The sequence below is a fragment of the Sphingobium limneticum genome (genome assembly GCF_008710165.1).
Lineage (GTDB): Bacteria > Pseudomonadota > Alphaproteobacteria > Sphingomonadales > Sphingomonadaceae > Sphingobium > Sphingobium limneticum.
Genome location: NZ_VYQA01000003.1, coordinates 206,886 through 222,899 on the forward strand (window position 1 = coordinate 206,886; position 16,014 = coordinate 222,899).

Annotated in this window: 17 protein-coding genes; 11 read left to right on the forward strand and 6 right to left on the reverse strand. The window is 65.1% G+C overall.

The window, feature by feature from the left end; all coding sequences use genetic code 11:
* Positions 1-1,260 (reverse strand): murein transglycosylase A, encoded by a 1,260-nt coding sequence (gene mltA, locus F4U95_RS05640; RefSeq protein WP_150424909.1) that lies wholly within the window; start codon positions 1,258-1,260, stop codon positions 1-3.
* Positions 1,257-1,913: a Tim44/TimA family putative adaptor protein gene (locus F4U95_RS05645; RefSeq protein WP_150424910.1), complete on the reverse strand. Its 657-nt coding sequence runs from the start codon at positions 1,911-1,913 to the stop codon at positions 1,257-1,259. Before F4U95_RS05645 ends, mltA begins: the two co-directional genes overlap by 4 nt.
* 202 nt (positions 1,914-2,115) lie before the next feature.
* Here F4U95_RS05645 and secB point away from each other — a divergent pair, with 202 nt between their 5' ends.
* From secB to F4U95_RS05670, 5 genes are all read left to right on the forward strand, one after another.
* Positions 2,116-2,616, forward strand: coding sequence for a protein-export chaperone SecB (gene secB / locus F4U95_RS05650; protein ID WP_150424911.1), 501 nt, complete (start codon positions 2,116-2,118; stop codon positions 2,614-2,616).
* Between the two features lie 153 nt (positions 2,617-2,769).
* A complete protein-coding gene (murJ, locus tag F4U95_RS05655; protein ID WP_150424912.1) occupies positions 2,770-4,359 on the forward strand; it encodes a murein biosynthesis integral membrane protein MurJ in 1,590 nt (529 codons plus the stop codon).
* 18 nt (positions 4,360-4,377) lie between these two features.
* Positions 4,378-5,382, forward strand: a complete 1,005-nt coding sequence (gene trpS, locus F4U95_RS05660; RefSeq protein WP_150424913.1) for a tryptophan--tRNA ligase — start codon at positions 4,378-4,380, stop codon at positions 5,380-5,382.
* A 218-nt stretch (positions 5,383-5,600) separates the two neighbouring features.
* Positions 5,601-6,257: a DUF4136 domain-containing protein gene (locus tag F4U95_RS05665; RefSeq protein WP_120249212.1), complete on the forward strand. Its 657-nt coding sequence runs from the start codon at positions 5,601-5,603 to the stop codon at positions 6,255-6,257.
* 161 nt (positions 6,258-6,418) lie between these two features.
* Positions 6,419-7,636 (forward strand): dicarboxylate/amino acid:cation symporter, encoded by a 1,218-nt coding sequence (locus tag F4U95_RS05670; protein WP_150424914.1) that lies wholly within the window; start codon positions 6,419-6,421, stop codon positions 7,634-7,636.
* 3 nt (positions 7,637-7,639) lie between these two features.
* Here F4U95_RS05670 and F4U95_RS05675 read toward each other — a convergent pair whose 3' ends face one another.
* The 4 genes from F4U95_RS05675 to mutM form a co-directional block, all read right to left on the reverse strand.
* The gene (locus F4U95_RS05675; RefSeq protein ID WP_150424915.1) at positions 7,640-8,257 is read right to left on the reverse strand and encodes a peptidylprolyl isomerase; all 618 of its coding nucleotides are present in this window, start codon (positions 8,255-8,257) and stop codon (positions 7,640-7,642) included.
* Positions 8,258-8,302: 45 nt separating this feature from the next.
* Positions 8,303-9,694: a chromosomal replication initiator protein DnaA gene (gene dnaA, locus F4U95_RS05680; RefSeq protein WP_425505034.1), complete on the reverse strand. Its 1,392-nt coding sequence runs from the start codon at positions 9,692-9,694 to the stop codon at positions 8,303-8,305.
* Positions 9,695-10,135: 441 nt separating this feature from the next.
* The gene (gene rpsT / locus F4U95_RS05685) at positions 10,136-10,399 is read right to left on the reverse strand and encodes a 30S ribosomal protein S20 (protein ID WP_120251914.1); all 264 of its coding nucleotides are present in this window, start codon (positions 10,397-10,399) and stop codon (positions 10,136-10,138) included.
* Positions 10,400-10,515: 116 nt separating this feature from the next.
* Positions 10,516-11,328, reverse strand: coding sequence for a bifunctional DNA-formamidopyrimidine glycosylase/DNA-(apurinic or apyrimidinic site) lyase (gene mutM / locus F4U95_RS05690; RefSeq protein ID WP_150424917.1), 813 nt, complete (start codon positions 11,326-11,328; stop codon positions 10,516-10,518).
* Positions 11,329-11,462: 134 nt separating this feature from the next.
* Here mutM and F4U95_RS05695 point away from each other — a divergent pair, with 134 nt between their 5' ends.
* From F4U95_RS05695 to dut, 6 genes are all read left to right on the forward strand, one after another.
* Entirely contained in the window at positions 11,463-12,194 is a 732-nt protein-coding gene (locus tag F4U95_RS05695) for a class I SAM-dependent methyltransferase (RefSeq protein WP_120251912.1), read from the forward strand.
* Positions 12,195-12,345: 151 nt separating this feature from the next.
* Positions 12,346-13,884: a 2-polyprenylphenol 6-hydroxylase gene (ubiB, locus tag F4U95_RS05700; RefSeq protein ID WP_120251911.1), complete on the forward strand. Its 1,539-nt coding sequence runs from the start codon at positions 12,346-12,348 to the stop codon at positions 13,882-13,884.
* Between the two features lie 4 nt (positions 13,885-13,888).
* Entirely contained in the window at positions 13,889-14,185 is a 297-nt protein-coding gene (locus tag F4U95_RS05705; RefSeq protein WP_150424918.1) for a nucleotidyltransferase family protein, read from the forward strand.
* A complete protein-coding gene (locus F4U95_RS25345; RefSeq protein ID WP_281347227.1) occupies positions 14,185-14,316 on the forward strand; it encodes a hypothetical protein in 132 nt (43 codons plus the stop codon). Before F4U95_RS05705 ends, F4U95_RS25345 begins: the two co-directional genes overlap by 1 nt.
* On the forward strand, positions 14,313-15,584 hold the full coding sequence (coaBC, locus tag F4U95_RS05710; protein WP_150424919.1) for a bifunctional phosphopantothenoylcysteine decarboxylase/phosphopantothenate--cysteine ligase CoaBC: 1,272 nt from the start codon (positions 14,313-14,315) through the stop codon (positions 15,582-15,584). The genes F4U95_RS25345 and coaBC overlap by 4 nt, the downstream gene beginning before the upstream one ends.
* On the forward strand, positions 15,559-16,014 hold the full coding sequence (gene dut, locus F4U95_RS05715; protein WP_150424920.1) for a dUTP diphosphatase: 456 nt from the start codon (positions 15,559-15,561) through the stop codon (positions 16,012-16,014). The genes coaBC and dut overlap by 26 nt, the downstream gene beginning before the upstream one ends.

Consider the following 16,014-nt stretch of genomic DNA (forward strand, 5'->3'; position numbering starts at 1 on the left):
TCAGGGCTTGGCGAGGCGAGCGGCCGATCCGATCGGCAACAGGATGAGCGCGCTGCCGCGCCCCGACATGCCGCCGGCAATGCCGCGCGCTCGCGCACCTGCACCCCAGAAACTGTCGAAGCGGTTGGCGCCCTTGATCGCGCCGCCGGTATCCTGCGCGATCCAGATGCCATTGGGTTCGGCCCGGTCGAGCGACAGCAGCACAGGCGCGCCCAAGGGGATGAACTTTGGATCGGCGGCGACGGTCGCCTCCGCCGTCACCGGAACGCCGAGCGCACCCAGCGGGCCGGCACCGGTCAGTTCGCGGAAGAAGACGAAGCTTTTGTTCTCGTTCATGATCGCAGCGCCCTCGGCCGGATGGGCGCGCAGATATTGCATGATGTCCTGCATCGAGCCGGCCTGGATCAGCCCGCGATCCTTCATCAGCTTGCCGATGCCGGTATAGTCGCGTCCATTCTGCCCATCATAGCCGATGCGCATGACGCCACCGTCGGGCAGGTTCAGCCGGCCGCTGCCCTGCACCTGAAGGAAGAAGAATTCCACCGGATCGGCGGCATAGGCGAGTTCCAGACCCCGGCCGGCGAGCGTGCCCGACACGATCTGGCTGCGATCGTCGAAGGGCACGAACTTGGTGCCGTTCACCTTGCCGCGAATGGTGCGGCCTTTCAGGCTGTCGCTGAACTGGCCGAGATCGACGTCGATCAGGTCGGTCGGGCGGCGGTAAATGGGGACGTCGTAACCGGCTTGGCGGGTGCGCGACCCGCTGATTTCCGGTTCATAATAGCCGGTGACGAAGGCCGTGCCGTCGCCCACCTGCACCGCTTCGAAATAGCGGGAGAAAAATTCGCTGGCGGACGCTTCGGGCCAGCTGGAGGCGGCGGCGCAGGCATTGTTCCAGTCGGACCCCTTGGTCAGGCCGCTGGTGTCGGTGCGGCGCATCAGCGTCGGGCAGGAAATGCGGAAGGCCTGAAGCGCGAGGCGGGAGCGTTCGCCCGAGGGAATGAGGCTGGCGATATCCGGGCCGCGCGTGACGCCAAGACCGACGGCCGTCGCCTTGTCGAGCGCGGGGTCGGCGGGCAGATCGACCGGCAGGGTCGGGCGCGGCGTAGCGGGAACGGGACGGGTCGCCTCCCCACTCGATCCACCCGACACAGGGCGCGTCGGCGCGGGACCACCGGCGGACGGCGGAATGACGCCACCCGCGCAGGCGGACAGCATCAGCGCCGCAAGCAGCGCTGCCCCCGACTGACGCGCGATCATGCCGCTTCGTCGGTTTCGCTGAGCTTCCAGTTGGGATCGGCGCTGCGGATATCGCGGGTGAAGGTCCAGATATCCTTGGTACCCACCGCATCGGTCAGCGAGCCGGCGACGACATTGCCGTCCTTGTCGCGGGTGACGGCGGCGATATCCGCTTCGAAACGCAGGGCGACTTCGGCGATACGGCCATTGACCGAGGCTTCGACGATCTGCGCCTTTTCGATGCGGACCAGACGGTTGTCGAGGACATGACCATCGGCTTCGCGCGCGGTGATCGATTCTTCGAAGGAGGCGCGGACGTCATCGTCGCACAGCCAGGCCAGTTCGTCGCGGTCGCCGCGCCAGAAGGCTTCCAGCACCATCTTGTAAGCGCTTTTGGCGCCTTCCACGAATTGCGGCACGTCGAAATTGCGATCGCTGGCGATCAGGGCGCGCACGCCATTTTCGGCGCCGGGGCCGATCAGCCCTTCGGCCAGACGGACCGAATCGCCGCTGTTCTGCGATGCCGGGCCGGGTTGCAGCACCGTCACCTTGGCGCGTTCATCGGCGGGGCGCGGCGCAGGCTCCTGCTCGTGGCCGGTGCGCTTGCCCAGCACGGAATAGAGCCGCAGCGCCAGAAAACCGGCGATCATGGCGAGGATGACGATCACATACACGGAAGGCTATACCCTTTTGCGTGGGATAATGTTCCGGCCAACATAGGCATGTTTGCACGCAACTTCAAATAGGGGCTTATCCAATAGGGCAGCAAAGCCCCCAGCGCCGCCATTGCCCTGTCGGAAAGCCCCTGCTAAGCGCGCGGGTCGAGATATTCGGCGGCTTCCCGCCGCCGGACCAGAGGAAAGTCAAGGGAAGAGCATGGCCGACGAAACGGACCACATCACCACGAACCTGGGCAATGGCGCCGACACCGCGCCGCAGATCGCCCTGATCAGCCAATATGTGAAGGATCTGTCGTTCGAAAATCCGAACGCGCCGGCGGTATATCAGTGGCAGGACCAGCCGCAGATCGACGTGCAGTTCAACATCGGCGCCGAACGCGTCGCTGACGACGTGCTGGAAATCGCGCTGAAGATCGAAGTGAAGGCGATCGCGCCGCAGGGCACCGCCTTTGCCGTGGAACTGCTGTATGCCGCGCTGTTCGGCATGCGCAACGTGCCCGAAGATCAGGTCCAGCCCTTCATGCTGGCCGAAGCGCCGCGCCTCATCTTCCCCTTCGCCCGCCGCGTGCTGGCCGACGCGATCCGCGACGGCGGCTTCCCGCCGCTGCTGCTCGATCCGATCGACTTCGGCTCGCTCTATTTGCAGCAGGCCGAGCAGATGCAGCAGACCGCAGGCGAACCGGCCGGTCACGCCTGATTCACCTAACGTAACCGTTCGTGCTGAGTAGGGACTGAGCTTGTCGAAGGCCCATATCGAAGCATCCGCGCATCCATCCTTCGATACACCACTTCGACTTCGCGCAGTGGTTACTCAGGACGAACGGATCTTACTGGCTGGAGGGATTAGGCCGTGAAACTGGTCAAGGCCCTTGGCTCCGTCGGTGGGCTGACGCTCGCCAGCCGGGTGCTGGCGCTGGTGCGTGATTCGCTGGCGGCGCGCTATGTCGGCGCGGGCTTTGCGTCGGATGCTTTCAACGGCGTCGCCTTCCGCCTGCCCAACATGTTTCGCGCGCTCTTTGCCGAGGGCGCCTTTTCCGCCGCCTTCGTCCCGCTGTTCAACAAGAAGGCGGCCGGCGAAGGCGGACTGCCCGCCGGTTATGATTTTGCCGAGCGGGCGCTGGCGGTGCTGCTGCCGGTCCTGATCCTGTTCACCGCCATATTGATCGCCGCCGCCTGGCCGATCACCTGGGCGCTGTCCGGCGGCTTTGCGCGGCAAAATCCGACGGCGGATCAATTCGCCTTCGCCGTCACCCTGTCGCGCATCACCATTCCCTATCTGGCGCTGATCAGCCTCGCTTCGCTGCTGGGCGGCATCCTCAATTCGCTCGACAAATTCTGGGTCAATGCCGCCGCCCCCATCCTGCTGAACGTCGCGATGATCGCGGGGCTGTGGTTCTTCCACGGCGCCGACGAATATGAGACGGCGCGGGTGCAGGCCATGTCGGTGACGATCGGCGGCGCGCTGCAACTGCTGTGGCTGATCTGGGCGTGCAAGCGGTCGGGCGTGTCGATGAAACTGAAACGCCCGCGGCTGGATGGCGATGTGCGCGAATTGCTGCGCAAGATTTTGCCCGCCGCCGCCGGCGCGGGCGCGTCGCAGATCAATTTGCTGATCTCCACCGCTTTGTCCGGCTGGCTGCTGGCGTCCGGCTCCATCACCTATATTTATTATGCCGATCGGTTGAATCAGTTGCCGCTGGGCCTGATCGGCATCGGCCTTGGCACCATATTGCTCCCCACCATTTCGCGCATGCTGTCCAAGGGGCAGGAGGCCGAGGCGATGGAGACGCAGAACCGGGGCATCGAACTGGCGCTGTTCCTGACGCTGCCGGCGACCGTCGCCTTTCTGGTCGTGGCCGAACCGATCGTGCGGGGGCTGTTCCAATATGGCCGCTTCACGCCGGAAGATGCGATGCGCTGCGGCTGGGCGCTGTCGGCTTTCTCGATCGGCCTGCCCTCCTATGTCCTCGTCAAGGTATTGACGCCGGGCTATTATGCGCGCGGCGACACGAAGACGCCGGTGCGTTACGCCATGTTCTCGATCCTCATCAACATCGTCGGCAACCTGACCATGATCCCGACGCTTGCCCGTTTCGGATTGGGCCATGTCGCCCCGCCGCTGGCGACCGCTTTGTCCTCCACCATCAATGTCGCGATGCTCTATACCACGCTGGTGAAGCGCGGCCATTTCGCGGCCGATGCGGGGCTGCGCCGCCGCCTGCCCCGGCTGGCGATCGCCGCGCTCATCATGGGCGTGGCGCTGTGGGCGGGCGAGGATCTGCTCGATCCCTGGCTGACCGGCGCGATGGTGCAGCGCTATGCCGCGCTGGCCGTACTGGTGGGTGCTGGCGTGGCGCTTTACGGGCTGGCGTCCGTCGTCACGAGGGCCTATCGGCTGTCCGACATCAAGGCGCTGATGCGCCGCAAACATGCAAACTGAAGAAGAACGGATCTCCTAATGCGCGTCCTTTCCGGCATCCAGCCCACCGGCAATCTGCACCTTGGCAATTATCTGGGCGCGATCCGCAATTGGGTGCGGATGCAGGATGAGATGGACGCGGATAGCCAGTGCTTCTTCTTCCTGGCCGACATGCACAGCATCACCGTGCATGAAGGGCGCGAGCAGCGCATCCGCAACGTGCGCGACATGGCCGCCGCTTTGGTGGCCGCCGGGATCGACCCGGATCGCAGCGTGCTGTTCAATCAGGCGCGCGTACCCGCCCACGCCGAGCTGTGCTGGTTGCTGAACGGCACGGCGCGCATCGGCTGGCTCAATCGCATGACCCAGTTCAAGGATAAGGCGGGCAAGGATCGCGAGGGCGCCTCTGTCGGCCTGTTCGTCTATCCGGTGCTGCAAGCCGCTGACATCCTGATCTACAACGCCACCCATGTCCCGGTGGGCGAGGATCAGAAGCAACATCTGGAATTGTGCCGCGACATCGCGACCAAGTTCAACACCGATTTCGGCGTCGACCTCTTCACCCTGCCCGCCCCGATCATCCCCAAGGAATCGGCGCGCATCATGTCGCTGCGCGACGGCACGGCGAAAATGTCGAAGTCCGACCCCAGCGACATGAGCCGCATCAACCTGACCGATGATGACGATGCGATCATGGCCAAGGTGAAGAAGGCCAAGAGCGATCAGGAATTGCTGCCCGAAACGGCCGAGGGCCTGACCGGTCGCCCGGAAGCCAGCAATCTGGTCGGCATATTGGCGACGCTGACCGGGCGGACGACCGATGCGGTCTGCGCCGAGTTTGCGGGCAAGGGCTTCGGCGCGTTCAAGCCGGCGCTGGGCGAGGTGCTGGTGGAAACGCTGCGCCCGATTCGCGAGCGCTTCCTGGAGCTGCGCACCGAGGATGCGGCGCTCGACGCGATCCTGGACAAGGGCGCGGCCAAGGCGGCGGCGGCGGCGGAGCCGACGTTGCGCGCGGCCTATGATGCGATGGGTCTGATGCGCTAACCCGCAACTGATGCGCCAAAGTCACAGGGGCTGTCCGAAAGGATGGCCCCTTTTCTTTGGGGTACGGAATAGCCATCTCCGCAGCGTCGTAAGTGTGAGAACATGGTTTTGCGCCCGTTCGATGGGTTCGCGCGTTCAAACGATGTTCAGTTGCGTTTTGCTATGACAGGGCGCAAAGATGGTCGCAGGCGGGTTCGCCTGAAATAGGACGTAAAAACATGGCTCGTTTCAAGAAGTTCGGCTTGATTGCAGCGCCCGCTCTGGCGCTGGTCGCGCTGTCCGGTTGCACCACTGGCTTCAAGGCCAATGTCGCCCGCTTCCAGCAACTCCCCGCCCCTGCCGGGCAAAGCTATACCGTCGTCGCCGACGATCCGCGCCTGGCCGGCGGGCTGGAGTTCGCCCATTATGCCGACCTGGTCGGGCAGCGTCTGGCCCAGACCGGCTATGTCGCCGCCAGCGACCCGGCCCGCGCCGACCTGATCGTGCGTGTCGCCTATGATGTCGACAATGGCCGTGAAAAGGTCCGCTCGACCGGCTTTGGCGGCGGGTACGGATCGGCCTGGGGGCCGTGGGGCGGTGGCTTTGGCGGCCGTTGGGGTCGCCCATGGGGCTATGGTTTCTATGATCCCTGGCTGTTTGGCGGTGGCGGTTTCAACGACGTGTCGAGCTACACCGTCTATACCAGCGACCTCAGCCTGAAGATCGACCGCGCGGCCGACAATCGCCGCCTGTTCGAAGGCAAGGCCAGCGCCCAGTCGCTGTCCAACAAGCTGACCTATCTGGTGCCGAACCTGATCGACGTGATGTTCACCAACTTCCCCGGCAAGAGCGGCGAAGATGTGAAGGTGACGCTGCCGCCCGAAAAGCGGGGCTGAGTACAGACCCGCTTCATGCGGTTCAAAAAGCCGGTGCATCGCAGGATGCGCCGGCTTTTTTTGTCATGGGACTGAAATTTCCCCGTTTCGTCCGTCCGCATAGCGGATAGCCTGCCCCGGCCCGTTGCCATTCAGGCACCCTTGCCAGGAAGTTCACGCCCATGTCCCTGACCGTCCGCATCCTGATCGCGCTTGTGCTGGGCCTGGCCTGCGGGATCGCGCTGGCGGAAGGGGGCGGCCGATGGGGGAACGATGTCGTGGCGTTGGCCCAGCCGATCGGCAAGGCGTGGCTGGGCGGATTGCAGATGCCGCTCATTCCGCTGATCTTCGCGCTGCTGGTGACCGGCATCACCCAGGCGGCGACCAGCGCGCGGACCAATGGCCTGGCCGGGCGCGCGATCGCCCTGTTTGCGATCCTGCTGGTCGGGTCGGCGGCCGTCGCGGCGCTGGTGGGACCGATGATGCTGCATGTCTGGCCCGTGCCGGCCGGGGCGGTCGGCGCGCTGGCGGGGGCGGAGGGCGTGGCCGAAGTGCCGGACGTGCGTCCATCGGCCGACTGGCTGCTGGGCTTCATCCCGGTCAATCCATTGAAGTCCGCCAGCGAAGGGCAGGTGGTGGCCGTGGTGCTGTTCGCGCTGATCTTCGGCTTTGCCGTCACCCGCATTGCCGAAGCGCGGCGCGCGCTGCTGACCGGCTTCTTTCAGGCGCTGGCCGATGCGCTGCTGGTCGTGGTCGGCTGGGTGCTGTGGCTGGCCCCTGTCGGCGTTTTTGCGCTGGCGCTGGTGGCAGGCGCGCGATCGGGTCTGGCGACGGCAGGCGCGCTGCTTCACTATATCGGCTTCATCGTGCTGATCTGCGTCATCGTGACCCTGCTCGTCTATCCGCTGGTCATGATCGCGGGGCGAATCGGGCTGGGCCGGTTCGTCCGCGCCGCTATTCCGGCGCAGGCCATCGCCTTCTCCACGCAAAGCTCGATCGCGTCGCTGCCCGCGATGATTCAGGCGAGCGATGGGCCACTCGCCGTGCGGGAAACTACGCGCAGCATCGTCCTGCCGCTCGCCATATCCCTGTTCCGCATCACCAGTCCGCCGGCCAATCTGGGCGTCGCCCTCTATGTGGCGGCGATGAACGGGGTGGCGCTCGGCCCGGCGCAATTGGTGATGGGGGTGCTGGTGGCCGCGATCGTCAGCCTGGCGGCGGTCGGCCTGCCCAGCCAGATCACCTTCTTCACCACCACTGGTCCCATCTGCCTGGCCATGGGCGTGCCGGTGGAGGCACTGCCCCTGCTCTTGGCGGTGGAAACGGTGCCCGACATCTTCCGCACGGTGGGCAACGTAACCGCCGACATGGCGGCGGGCTGGATCTTGGATCGGGCGTAAAAATCAAGGCACCCGCCGCGCCGTGACGATCCGAATCGGTGCGGCGAGCATCTGGCCCTTCATCACGCCTTCCCCGGCGGTGGGCGATTTGGGCGCGGCGAGGATCGCCTTCACCACGTCCAGCCCCTCCACCACATGGGCGAAGACGGCAAAGCCCTGATTGTCGCCCGGTGCTTCGGGATGGGCGTCCATGGCAGGCATCTTGCCCAGCACGATGAAGAAGTCGCCGGTCGCGCTGCCCGGCGCATAGCGGGCCATCGACAGCGCACCGTCATCATGGGTGAGGCCGGTCTGCGTGGTCGGCTCATGCTTGATGGGCGGCAGGATGCGCTTGGGATCGTTCTGCGCCCCGCCCTGCACGAAGCCATAATCGGCCGCGCCCACGCCGCGATAGAAAGCGGTGCCGTCGAACCGCTTCTGGTCGACATATTTCAGGAAGTTGGCGGCAGTGACCGGCGCCTTGTCCACATGGACGGCGACGATGATCGGGCCGGCGCTGGTATCGAGCGCGACCCGCACGTCATGGGATGCCAGTGCGGGCGGCGCGGCGGGCGCCGTCTGCGCCGCGACGGGCGACAGGGTCAGCAGGGTGGCGAGCAGCAGGGCTAGGGAGCGAATCATGCCGCCAGCCTAGCCTGTCTTGCGGCAGGCGCCAGAGGGCTGCGTTCAGCCTTCCAGCAAGCGCTGCAACGCGCGGACGTCGGCGTCCATATCCGGGTTGCTTTCACGCAGCGCCTCGATCGTGCGCACGGCATGGATCACCGTGCTGTGATCGCGACCACCGAAGATACGGCCGATTTCGGGCAGCGAGCGCGGCGTCATCTTCTTGGCGAGGTACATCGCCACCTGACGCGGGCGGGCGACCGCGCGGGCGCGGCGCTTGGAGCGCATTTCCGACGGGTCGATCTTGAAATGGGCGGCGCAGGCCTTCTGGATTTCATCCACGGTGATGCGGCGGGCATTGGCGCGCACGGCATCGGCCAGCATCTGCTGCGCGAAGTCGAGGTCGATCGAGCGGCCGGTCAGCTGGCCATAGGCGACCAGCTTGTTGAACGCGCCTTCCAGTTCGCGCACGTTCGAGCGGATCGAACGGGCGAGGAAGTCGATGACCGCGTCGGGCACCGGCGGATCGCCCGCGACGGCCCGCTTGGCCTCCAGGATGGCGAGGCGCAGGTCGAGGCCGGCCGGCTGAATGTCCGCGACCAGGCCACCGGCCAGACGCGACAGGATGCGCGGGTCGATCGATTCGAGCAGCTGCGGCGCCCGGTCGGCGGTCACGACGATGCGCGCGCCGGTATCGATCAGGTCGTTGATCGTGTGGAGAAACTCCTCCTGCGTCGATCCCTTGCCCGCGATGAACTGGATGTCGTCGATCAGCAGCAGGCGCGCGGCGCGCAGCCGGCCCTTGAACGCCATCGTCTCATTGGCGCGCATGGCGTTCACGAATTCGACCATGAAGCGTTCGGCCGACATGTAGAGCACCGCCTGCGACGGGCTGTGCGCGGAGAAGGCGCGAGCGATCGAGTGCAGCAGATGCGTCTTGCCCTGACCGGTGCCGCCATGGATGAACAGCGGGCTGAAACGCGGCGTGGCTTCGCCCGCCATCGCCTGCGCCGCCGAAAAGGCCAGGCGATTGGTGTCGCCGGTCACGAATGCCTCGAAACCATGGCGCGGCAGGAAGTTGGACGCGATCGCGACCGGCGTTTCGACGAGCGAAGGGGCAGCCGCTTCGACATGCACGACTTCGAGCAGGCGCGGGCCGGCCACGTCGGTCGCCCGGCGCAGGCGCACTTCGCGCACGCCGACGCTGGCACTGCGCCAGGCCATGCGCAGGCGGTCGCCAAACTGGCCGGACACGAAATTGGCGCTGAAGTCGCTGGCCACCAGCAGGTCGAGCGTCTGCGATTCGGCGCAATAATCGCCCAGGCGCACGGGCTTCAACCACTGGTCGAACATGCGGGCGCCGACATCGCGGCGCAGGCCGGCGCGGATCGCGGTCCAGGCGGATTCCAGACCTGCATCGGCCTTGTCCACCTGTCCGTCCTGCCAACCAACCACGCGCACACTATCCTTCATAACCTTAGACGACCCTACCAACTATGCCCCCCGTTATCGGGCAGGAAAAAAGACGCACGAAGCCTGACCCGGAAACGCCCCCGTTTCCGGATTCTCCACGACAATCAATCTTTCAAGATGGCCGCCTCAAGGTGATTCGACGGCGGCCGGATTTCAAAAATAGACGGGCCTGCTTCATGGGATCAAGGGCAGCCTGGTTCAAAAAAGTGAAATAAAGCCGTTGACTCGGCAAAGCCGCGGGAATCCGCCGACAATCAAATTATGACAGTTTTTCAATGCTTTATTAGCTGCAATTTATGCCGCAGCGCGTCGAATCGCGGGAAATTGGTCGATCGTTAAAGTGACGTTATTGTGAAGAAACGACGAAAGGCCCGCCCCGATAGCCGGGGCGGGCCTTTAATGCGTCCGTAAAGCCAGAGGCTTTTAGGCGATCGCGCTGACAGCCTTGGTCAGGCGGCCGAACTTGCGCGATGCGGTGTTCTTGTGCAGCACGCCGCGGGCAACGCCACGGGCCAGCTCGGGCTGAACGGCCTGAAGAGCGGTTGCAGCGACATCCTTGTCACCAGCGGTGATGGCGGCTTCCACCTTCTTCACCAGGGTGCGGATCCGGCTGATGCGGGCGCCATTGATTGCGGCGCGACGCTCGTTGCGACGGATGCGCTTCTTGGCTTGCGGCGTATTGGCCATTCTATTCCTCGGTTCTCATCAAATCTCGGGAAGAGGCCCGCCGAACTGCCGACATGCCTCGTGAAGGTGCGCCCCTTACAGAGTATCGGAGCAGGCGTCAACGGATTCGGGCCAGCCTATTTCTGACATTTTGGGCAGAAGAAGGTCGATCGGCCGCCATCCACCCGGCGCTGGACGGTGCCGCCGCACAGGCAGGATTCGCCTTCCCGCCCATAGACGCGCCATTGTTTGGAGAAATAGCCCAGCTCTCCGTCCGGCCGCGCATAATCGCGCAGGGTAGACCCGCCCGCGACGATGGCGGCCGACAGGACGTCGCGAATCGCCTCCACCAGCAGCGCGAGTCGCGCCCGACCGATCTTGCCCGCCGCCCGAGTCGGCGCGATGCCGGTCATGTTGAGCGCTTCGCACACATAGATATTGCCCAGGCCCGCCACGATCCGCTGATCGAGCAGCGCCGCCTTGATCGACGTCGCCTTGCCGCTGAGCGCGGCGGCCAGATAGGCGGTATCGAAATCCGGCCCCAGCGGCTCGGGCCCCATGCGAGTGAAGGGCGTATAGCTTTGCCACGCGTCCGACCGCACCAGATCGAGCGATCCGAATCGTCGCGGGTCGTTGAGCGCGAGGACATGGCCTTTTCCTGTTTCCAGCAACAGGTGATCATGGGTTCCGATCTCCGCCGGGTCGATTCGCCAGCGCCCCGACATGCCGAGATGAAAGATCATCATGTCGCCGCGATCGGTTTCAATGAGGCCATATTTGGCGCGGCGCGACAGGCCCGTCACCATGGCGCCGGTCATCCGCTGGCGCAGGTCGACGGGAATCGGCCAGCGCAGGTCGGCGCGGCGCGGCTCCACGCGGGTCAGGACGCTGCCCTCCAGCACGGAGCGCAGGCCAGCGACGGTTGTTTCGACTTCGGGAAGCTCAGGCATAGGCCATCATGTAGGGACTAAAGCCGTCCTGCGACAGGGGCTGCGGCGGGGGCTGCAACGGGGGCCGTCGCCAAAGCGTCATATGCGCGCGTTCGCGCTGGCATGGCGCCGGAACTGCGGCTAGAGCGAGGCGCATGAGCGAAACAGCATCCTTTGGCTATCGCGACGTCGATGCCGCACAGAAAGCGGGCATGGTCCGCGAAGTCTTCTCCAATGTCGCAGCCAAATATGACCTGATGAACGACGCCATGTCCGGCGGCGCGCATCGGCTGTGGAAGGATCAGTTCGTGCGTCGGGTAAAGCCCCGCGCCGGCGAACAGATTCTCGACATGGCGGGCGGCACCGGCGACATCGCGTTCCGCATGCACAAGCATGGCGCGCAGGTGACGGTGTCCGACATCAACCCCGAAATGCTGGCCGTGGGCGTCGAGCGGGCGCAGAAGAAGGGCTATGAGGGCCTGATCTGGTCGGAACAGAATGCCGAGACGCTGACCTTTGGCGACCGCGCGTTCGACGCCTATACGATCGCCTTCGGCATCCGCAACGTCACCCATATCGACCAGGCGCTGCGCGAAGCGAACCGGGTGCTGAAGTTCGGCGGGCGTTTCTTCTGCCTCGAATTTTCGACCACCACCTGGCCGGGCTTTTCGGACGTCTATGACGTCTATTCGCACAAGCTGGTGCCGCATCTGGGCAAGCTGTTCGCCAATGATGCCGACAGCTATCGCTATCTGATCGAATCGATCCGCCGCTTCCCGCCCATGCCCAAATTCGAGAGCATGATCCGCGAGGCCGGCTTCGTGAACACGAAGGTCGAGCCGATCTTGGGCGGGCTGGTCGCGATCCATTCGGGCTGGAAGATTTGACGCCTGTTTCCAAAAGCCCCTCCCTGTCAGGGAGGGGTTGGGGTGGGTGCGCCGCGCAGCGGCGCCTATGCCCTATGGAGATGGAACAAGGCTCGCTTCGCTCGCTACCCACCCCCAGCCCCTCCCTGAAAGGGAGGGGGGAAGAATTGGCATGACCGCTCATATCACGCATCTCTGGCGCCTCGTAAAATGGGGCCGCACGCTGGCGCGGCATGGCGCGCTGACGGGAATCGAGCGCGATCCGCTCACGCCCGGCCCGGTCCGCCGCCTCGTCCGCATCGCCCGTTTCGGCGCGCGCGTGCCCAAGCAGCCGCGCTATGCCGACGCGTTCCAGTCGATCGGTCCGGCGGCGATCAAGCTGGGCCAGACGCTGGCGACCCGGCCCGATCTGGTCGGCGATCATGCGGCGAACGATCTGTTGCGCTTGCAGGACGCCCTGCCCCCCGTGCCGTTCGACACGATCCGCGCGCAGATCGAAACCAGCTTCGGCCGGCCGCTGGAGGCCATGTATAGCCGGTTCGACGAAGTGCCCGTCGGTGCCGCCTCTATCGCGCAGGTGCATCGCGCGCTGACCACCGATGGGCGCGACGTCGCGGTCAAGGTGATCCGCCCCGGCGTGATCGAGAAGTTCAACCGCGACATCCAGACCTATGAATGGGCCGCCGCCCATGTCGAAATGCTGGGCGGCGAACTGGCGCGCCTGCGCCCGCGCCTCGTCATCGCGAACATGAAGCGCTGGACCGCGCGCGAGCTGGACCTGCGCCGCGAAGCCGCCTCCGCCTCCGAACTGGCCGAGGCGATGGAGGCGATGCCCGGATACAGCATCCCCGCCATCGATTGGGATCGCACGACCGGCAAGGTCATGACGATGGAGTGGATCGACGGGATCAAGATTTCCGATCGCGACGCCCTGATCGCGGCGGGCCACGACATAAAGGATCTGGCCGCACGCCTGGTCAACGCCTTCCTGCGGCAGGCGATTGCGGAAGGATTCTTTCACGCCGACATGCATCAGGGAAACCTGTTCGTGACGCCCAATGGCGACATCGTCGCGATCGATTTCGGCATCATGGGCCGGATCGACCGGCGCGCGCGCATGTGGCTGGCGGAAATTCTCTACGGCCTGATCACCGGCAACTACAAGCGCGTCGCCGAAATCCATTTCGAGGCGCAATATGTGCCCGGCCATCATAATGTCGATGAATTCGCGACGGCGTTGCGGGCGGTGGGCGAGCCGATGCGCGGCAAGCCGGTGCGCGAATTGTCGGTCGGCGGGATGCTGGACGGCCTGTTCGCCATCACCCGCGATTTCGACATGCAGACCCAGCCGCACCTTCTCCTTCTTCAGAAGACCATGGTGATGGTGGAGGGCGTGGCGACCGCGCTCGACCCCGACATCAACCTGTGGGAAACCAGCGGCCCCTATGTGAAGAACTGGCTGCGCGACGAACTGGGGCCGGAGGCGAAGGCCGCCGACACGCTGATCGAAAATTGGCGCACGCTCCAGCGGCTGCCGGGACTGGTCCGCCGGATCGAGGACGCCTTCCCCGAAAAGGGCGGCGCCCCGCCTCCCCCGCCCCTGAGCGAGGTGAAGCTGATCCGCGTGGGCGGCGGCTGGCGCTATGCGCTGGTGGCGGTCATCGCGGCGGCGGCCGGGGCTGGCGCTATGGCGTTGCTTACCTTATCTTGAGGCCATGACGCGCGAAGAAGCCATTGCCCGGATCAAGCCGCATGAAGCGGAACTGCGCGCGGCAGGGCTGGCGGCGCTTTATCTGTTCGGATCGACGGCGCGCAACGATGCGCGTCCAGATTCCGATGTCGATCTGTCCTGCGATATTGCCGCGACACCAAAGATCGGCCTCCTGGAATTTATAGGTTTGCAGGAGCGCCTGTCTCACATATTGCGAGCAGAGGTTGACCTTGTCGAACGGCAGGCTCTGTATCCGCGCGTTGCGCGACACGCAGCCGCAGACACGGTGCGCATTTTTTGATGGATGACGATCAAAGAGACGCGACCAGGCTGGAGGTGATCCTGCTGCTGATCGACCGGATTCATGCGCGTTTGGTAAAGACAGATTTGGCCATTCTATGCCGTGCGGAACTGGATCGGATCGGCGAATGACCCAGCGCGTCCTTCTCATCGTCTCGGGCGGTATTGCCGCTTATAAATCGCTCGAACTGGTGCGGCTGCTGCGCAAGCGGGGCATTGCGGTGCGGGCGGTGCTAACGGAAAGCGCGCAGCAATTCGTGACGCCGCTGACCTTGGGCGTGCTGACCGAGGATCATGTCTTCAAGCAGTTGTTCGACCTGAAGGACGAGCAGGAAATCGGGCATATCCAGCTGTCGCGTCAGGCCGATCTGGTCGTCGTGGCGCCCGCGACCGCGAACATATTGGCCAAGATGGCGCACGGCATCGCCGACGATCTGGCGACCACCTTGCTGCTCGCCACCGACAAGCCGGTGCTGGCCGTGCCGGCGATGAATGTGCGCATGTGGCATCATGTCGCGACCCAGCGGAACCTGACCCAATTGCGCGCCGATGGCGTGCATGTGATGGAGCCGGACGACGGCGCCATGGCGTGCGGCGAATTTGGCAAGGGACGACTGCCCGAACCCGAAGCCATTGCGGCAGAGATCGAGCGGCTGCTCGAAATTCCGTTCGCTTCGAGCGAAGTCGAGAAGCCTTTTGCGCAACCGGTTCTCGACAGGCTCGAACCGAACGGCGGTTTATCGGGGAAGCATATCCTCATCACCGCCGGCCCGACGCATGAGCCGATCGATCCGGTGCGCTACATCGCCAATCGATCGTCGGGCAAACAGGGCTTCGCCATCGCCGCCGCCGCTGCAAAGGCGGGCGCGCGCGTCACGCTGGTCGCAGGCCCGGTTCATCTGCCCACGCCCGCAGGCGTCGATCGGGTCGACGTCGAAACCGCGCGACAGATGCTGGCCGCCGTCGAAGCCGCTTTGCCCGCCGACGCCGCGATCATGGTCGCGGCCGTGGCCGACTGGCGCGCCGCCGATGCGGCCGACCAGAAGCTGAAAAAGGATGGCTCCGGCCAGCCCGCCCCGCTCGCTCTGGTCGAGAATCCGGACATTCTTGCGACGCTGGGCCATCATGCGCAGCGCCCGGCCCTGCTGGTCGGCTTTGCCGCCGAGACGCAGAAGATTGCCGAGCATGCGCAGGCCAAGCTGGCGAAGAAAGGCGCGGACTGGATCGTCGCCAACGATGTGTCCGGCCCGCCCGGCATGAGCGTGATGGGCGGCGACGCCAACGCCGTGCAGATCGTCAGCGCCGCCGGCATCGAATCCTGGCCCAGCCTCCCCAAAAGCGAGGTGGCCGACAAACTCATCGAAAAGGTTGCCCATGCCCTCGCCTCTTACCCCGATTGAAATCCAGCTGAAGCGCCTGCCCCATGGCGATGGGCTGCCGGTGCCGGCCTATGCCACCGCCCATGCGGCGGGGATGGATGTCGTGTCGGCGGAGGCGCTGGTGCTGCAGCCGGGCGGCCGTCATGCGGTGGCGACCGGCTTTGCGATGGCCATTCCCGAAGGCTATGAGGTTCAGGTGCGCCCCCGGTCGGGACTGGCGCTGAAACATGGGATCAGCCTGCCCAATACGCCCGGCACGATCGATGCCGATTATCGCGGCGAATTGAAGATCATCCTCATCAACCTGGGCGACGCGCCCTTCCCCATCGCGCGCGGCGACCGGATCGCCCAGCTGGTGGTGGCGCCGGTGCAGCTTGCCAGCTTTGCGGAAGTCGATAGTCTGGACGATACCGTTCGCGGAGAGGGCGGGTTCGGATCGACAGGAGTGTGA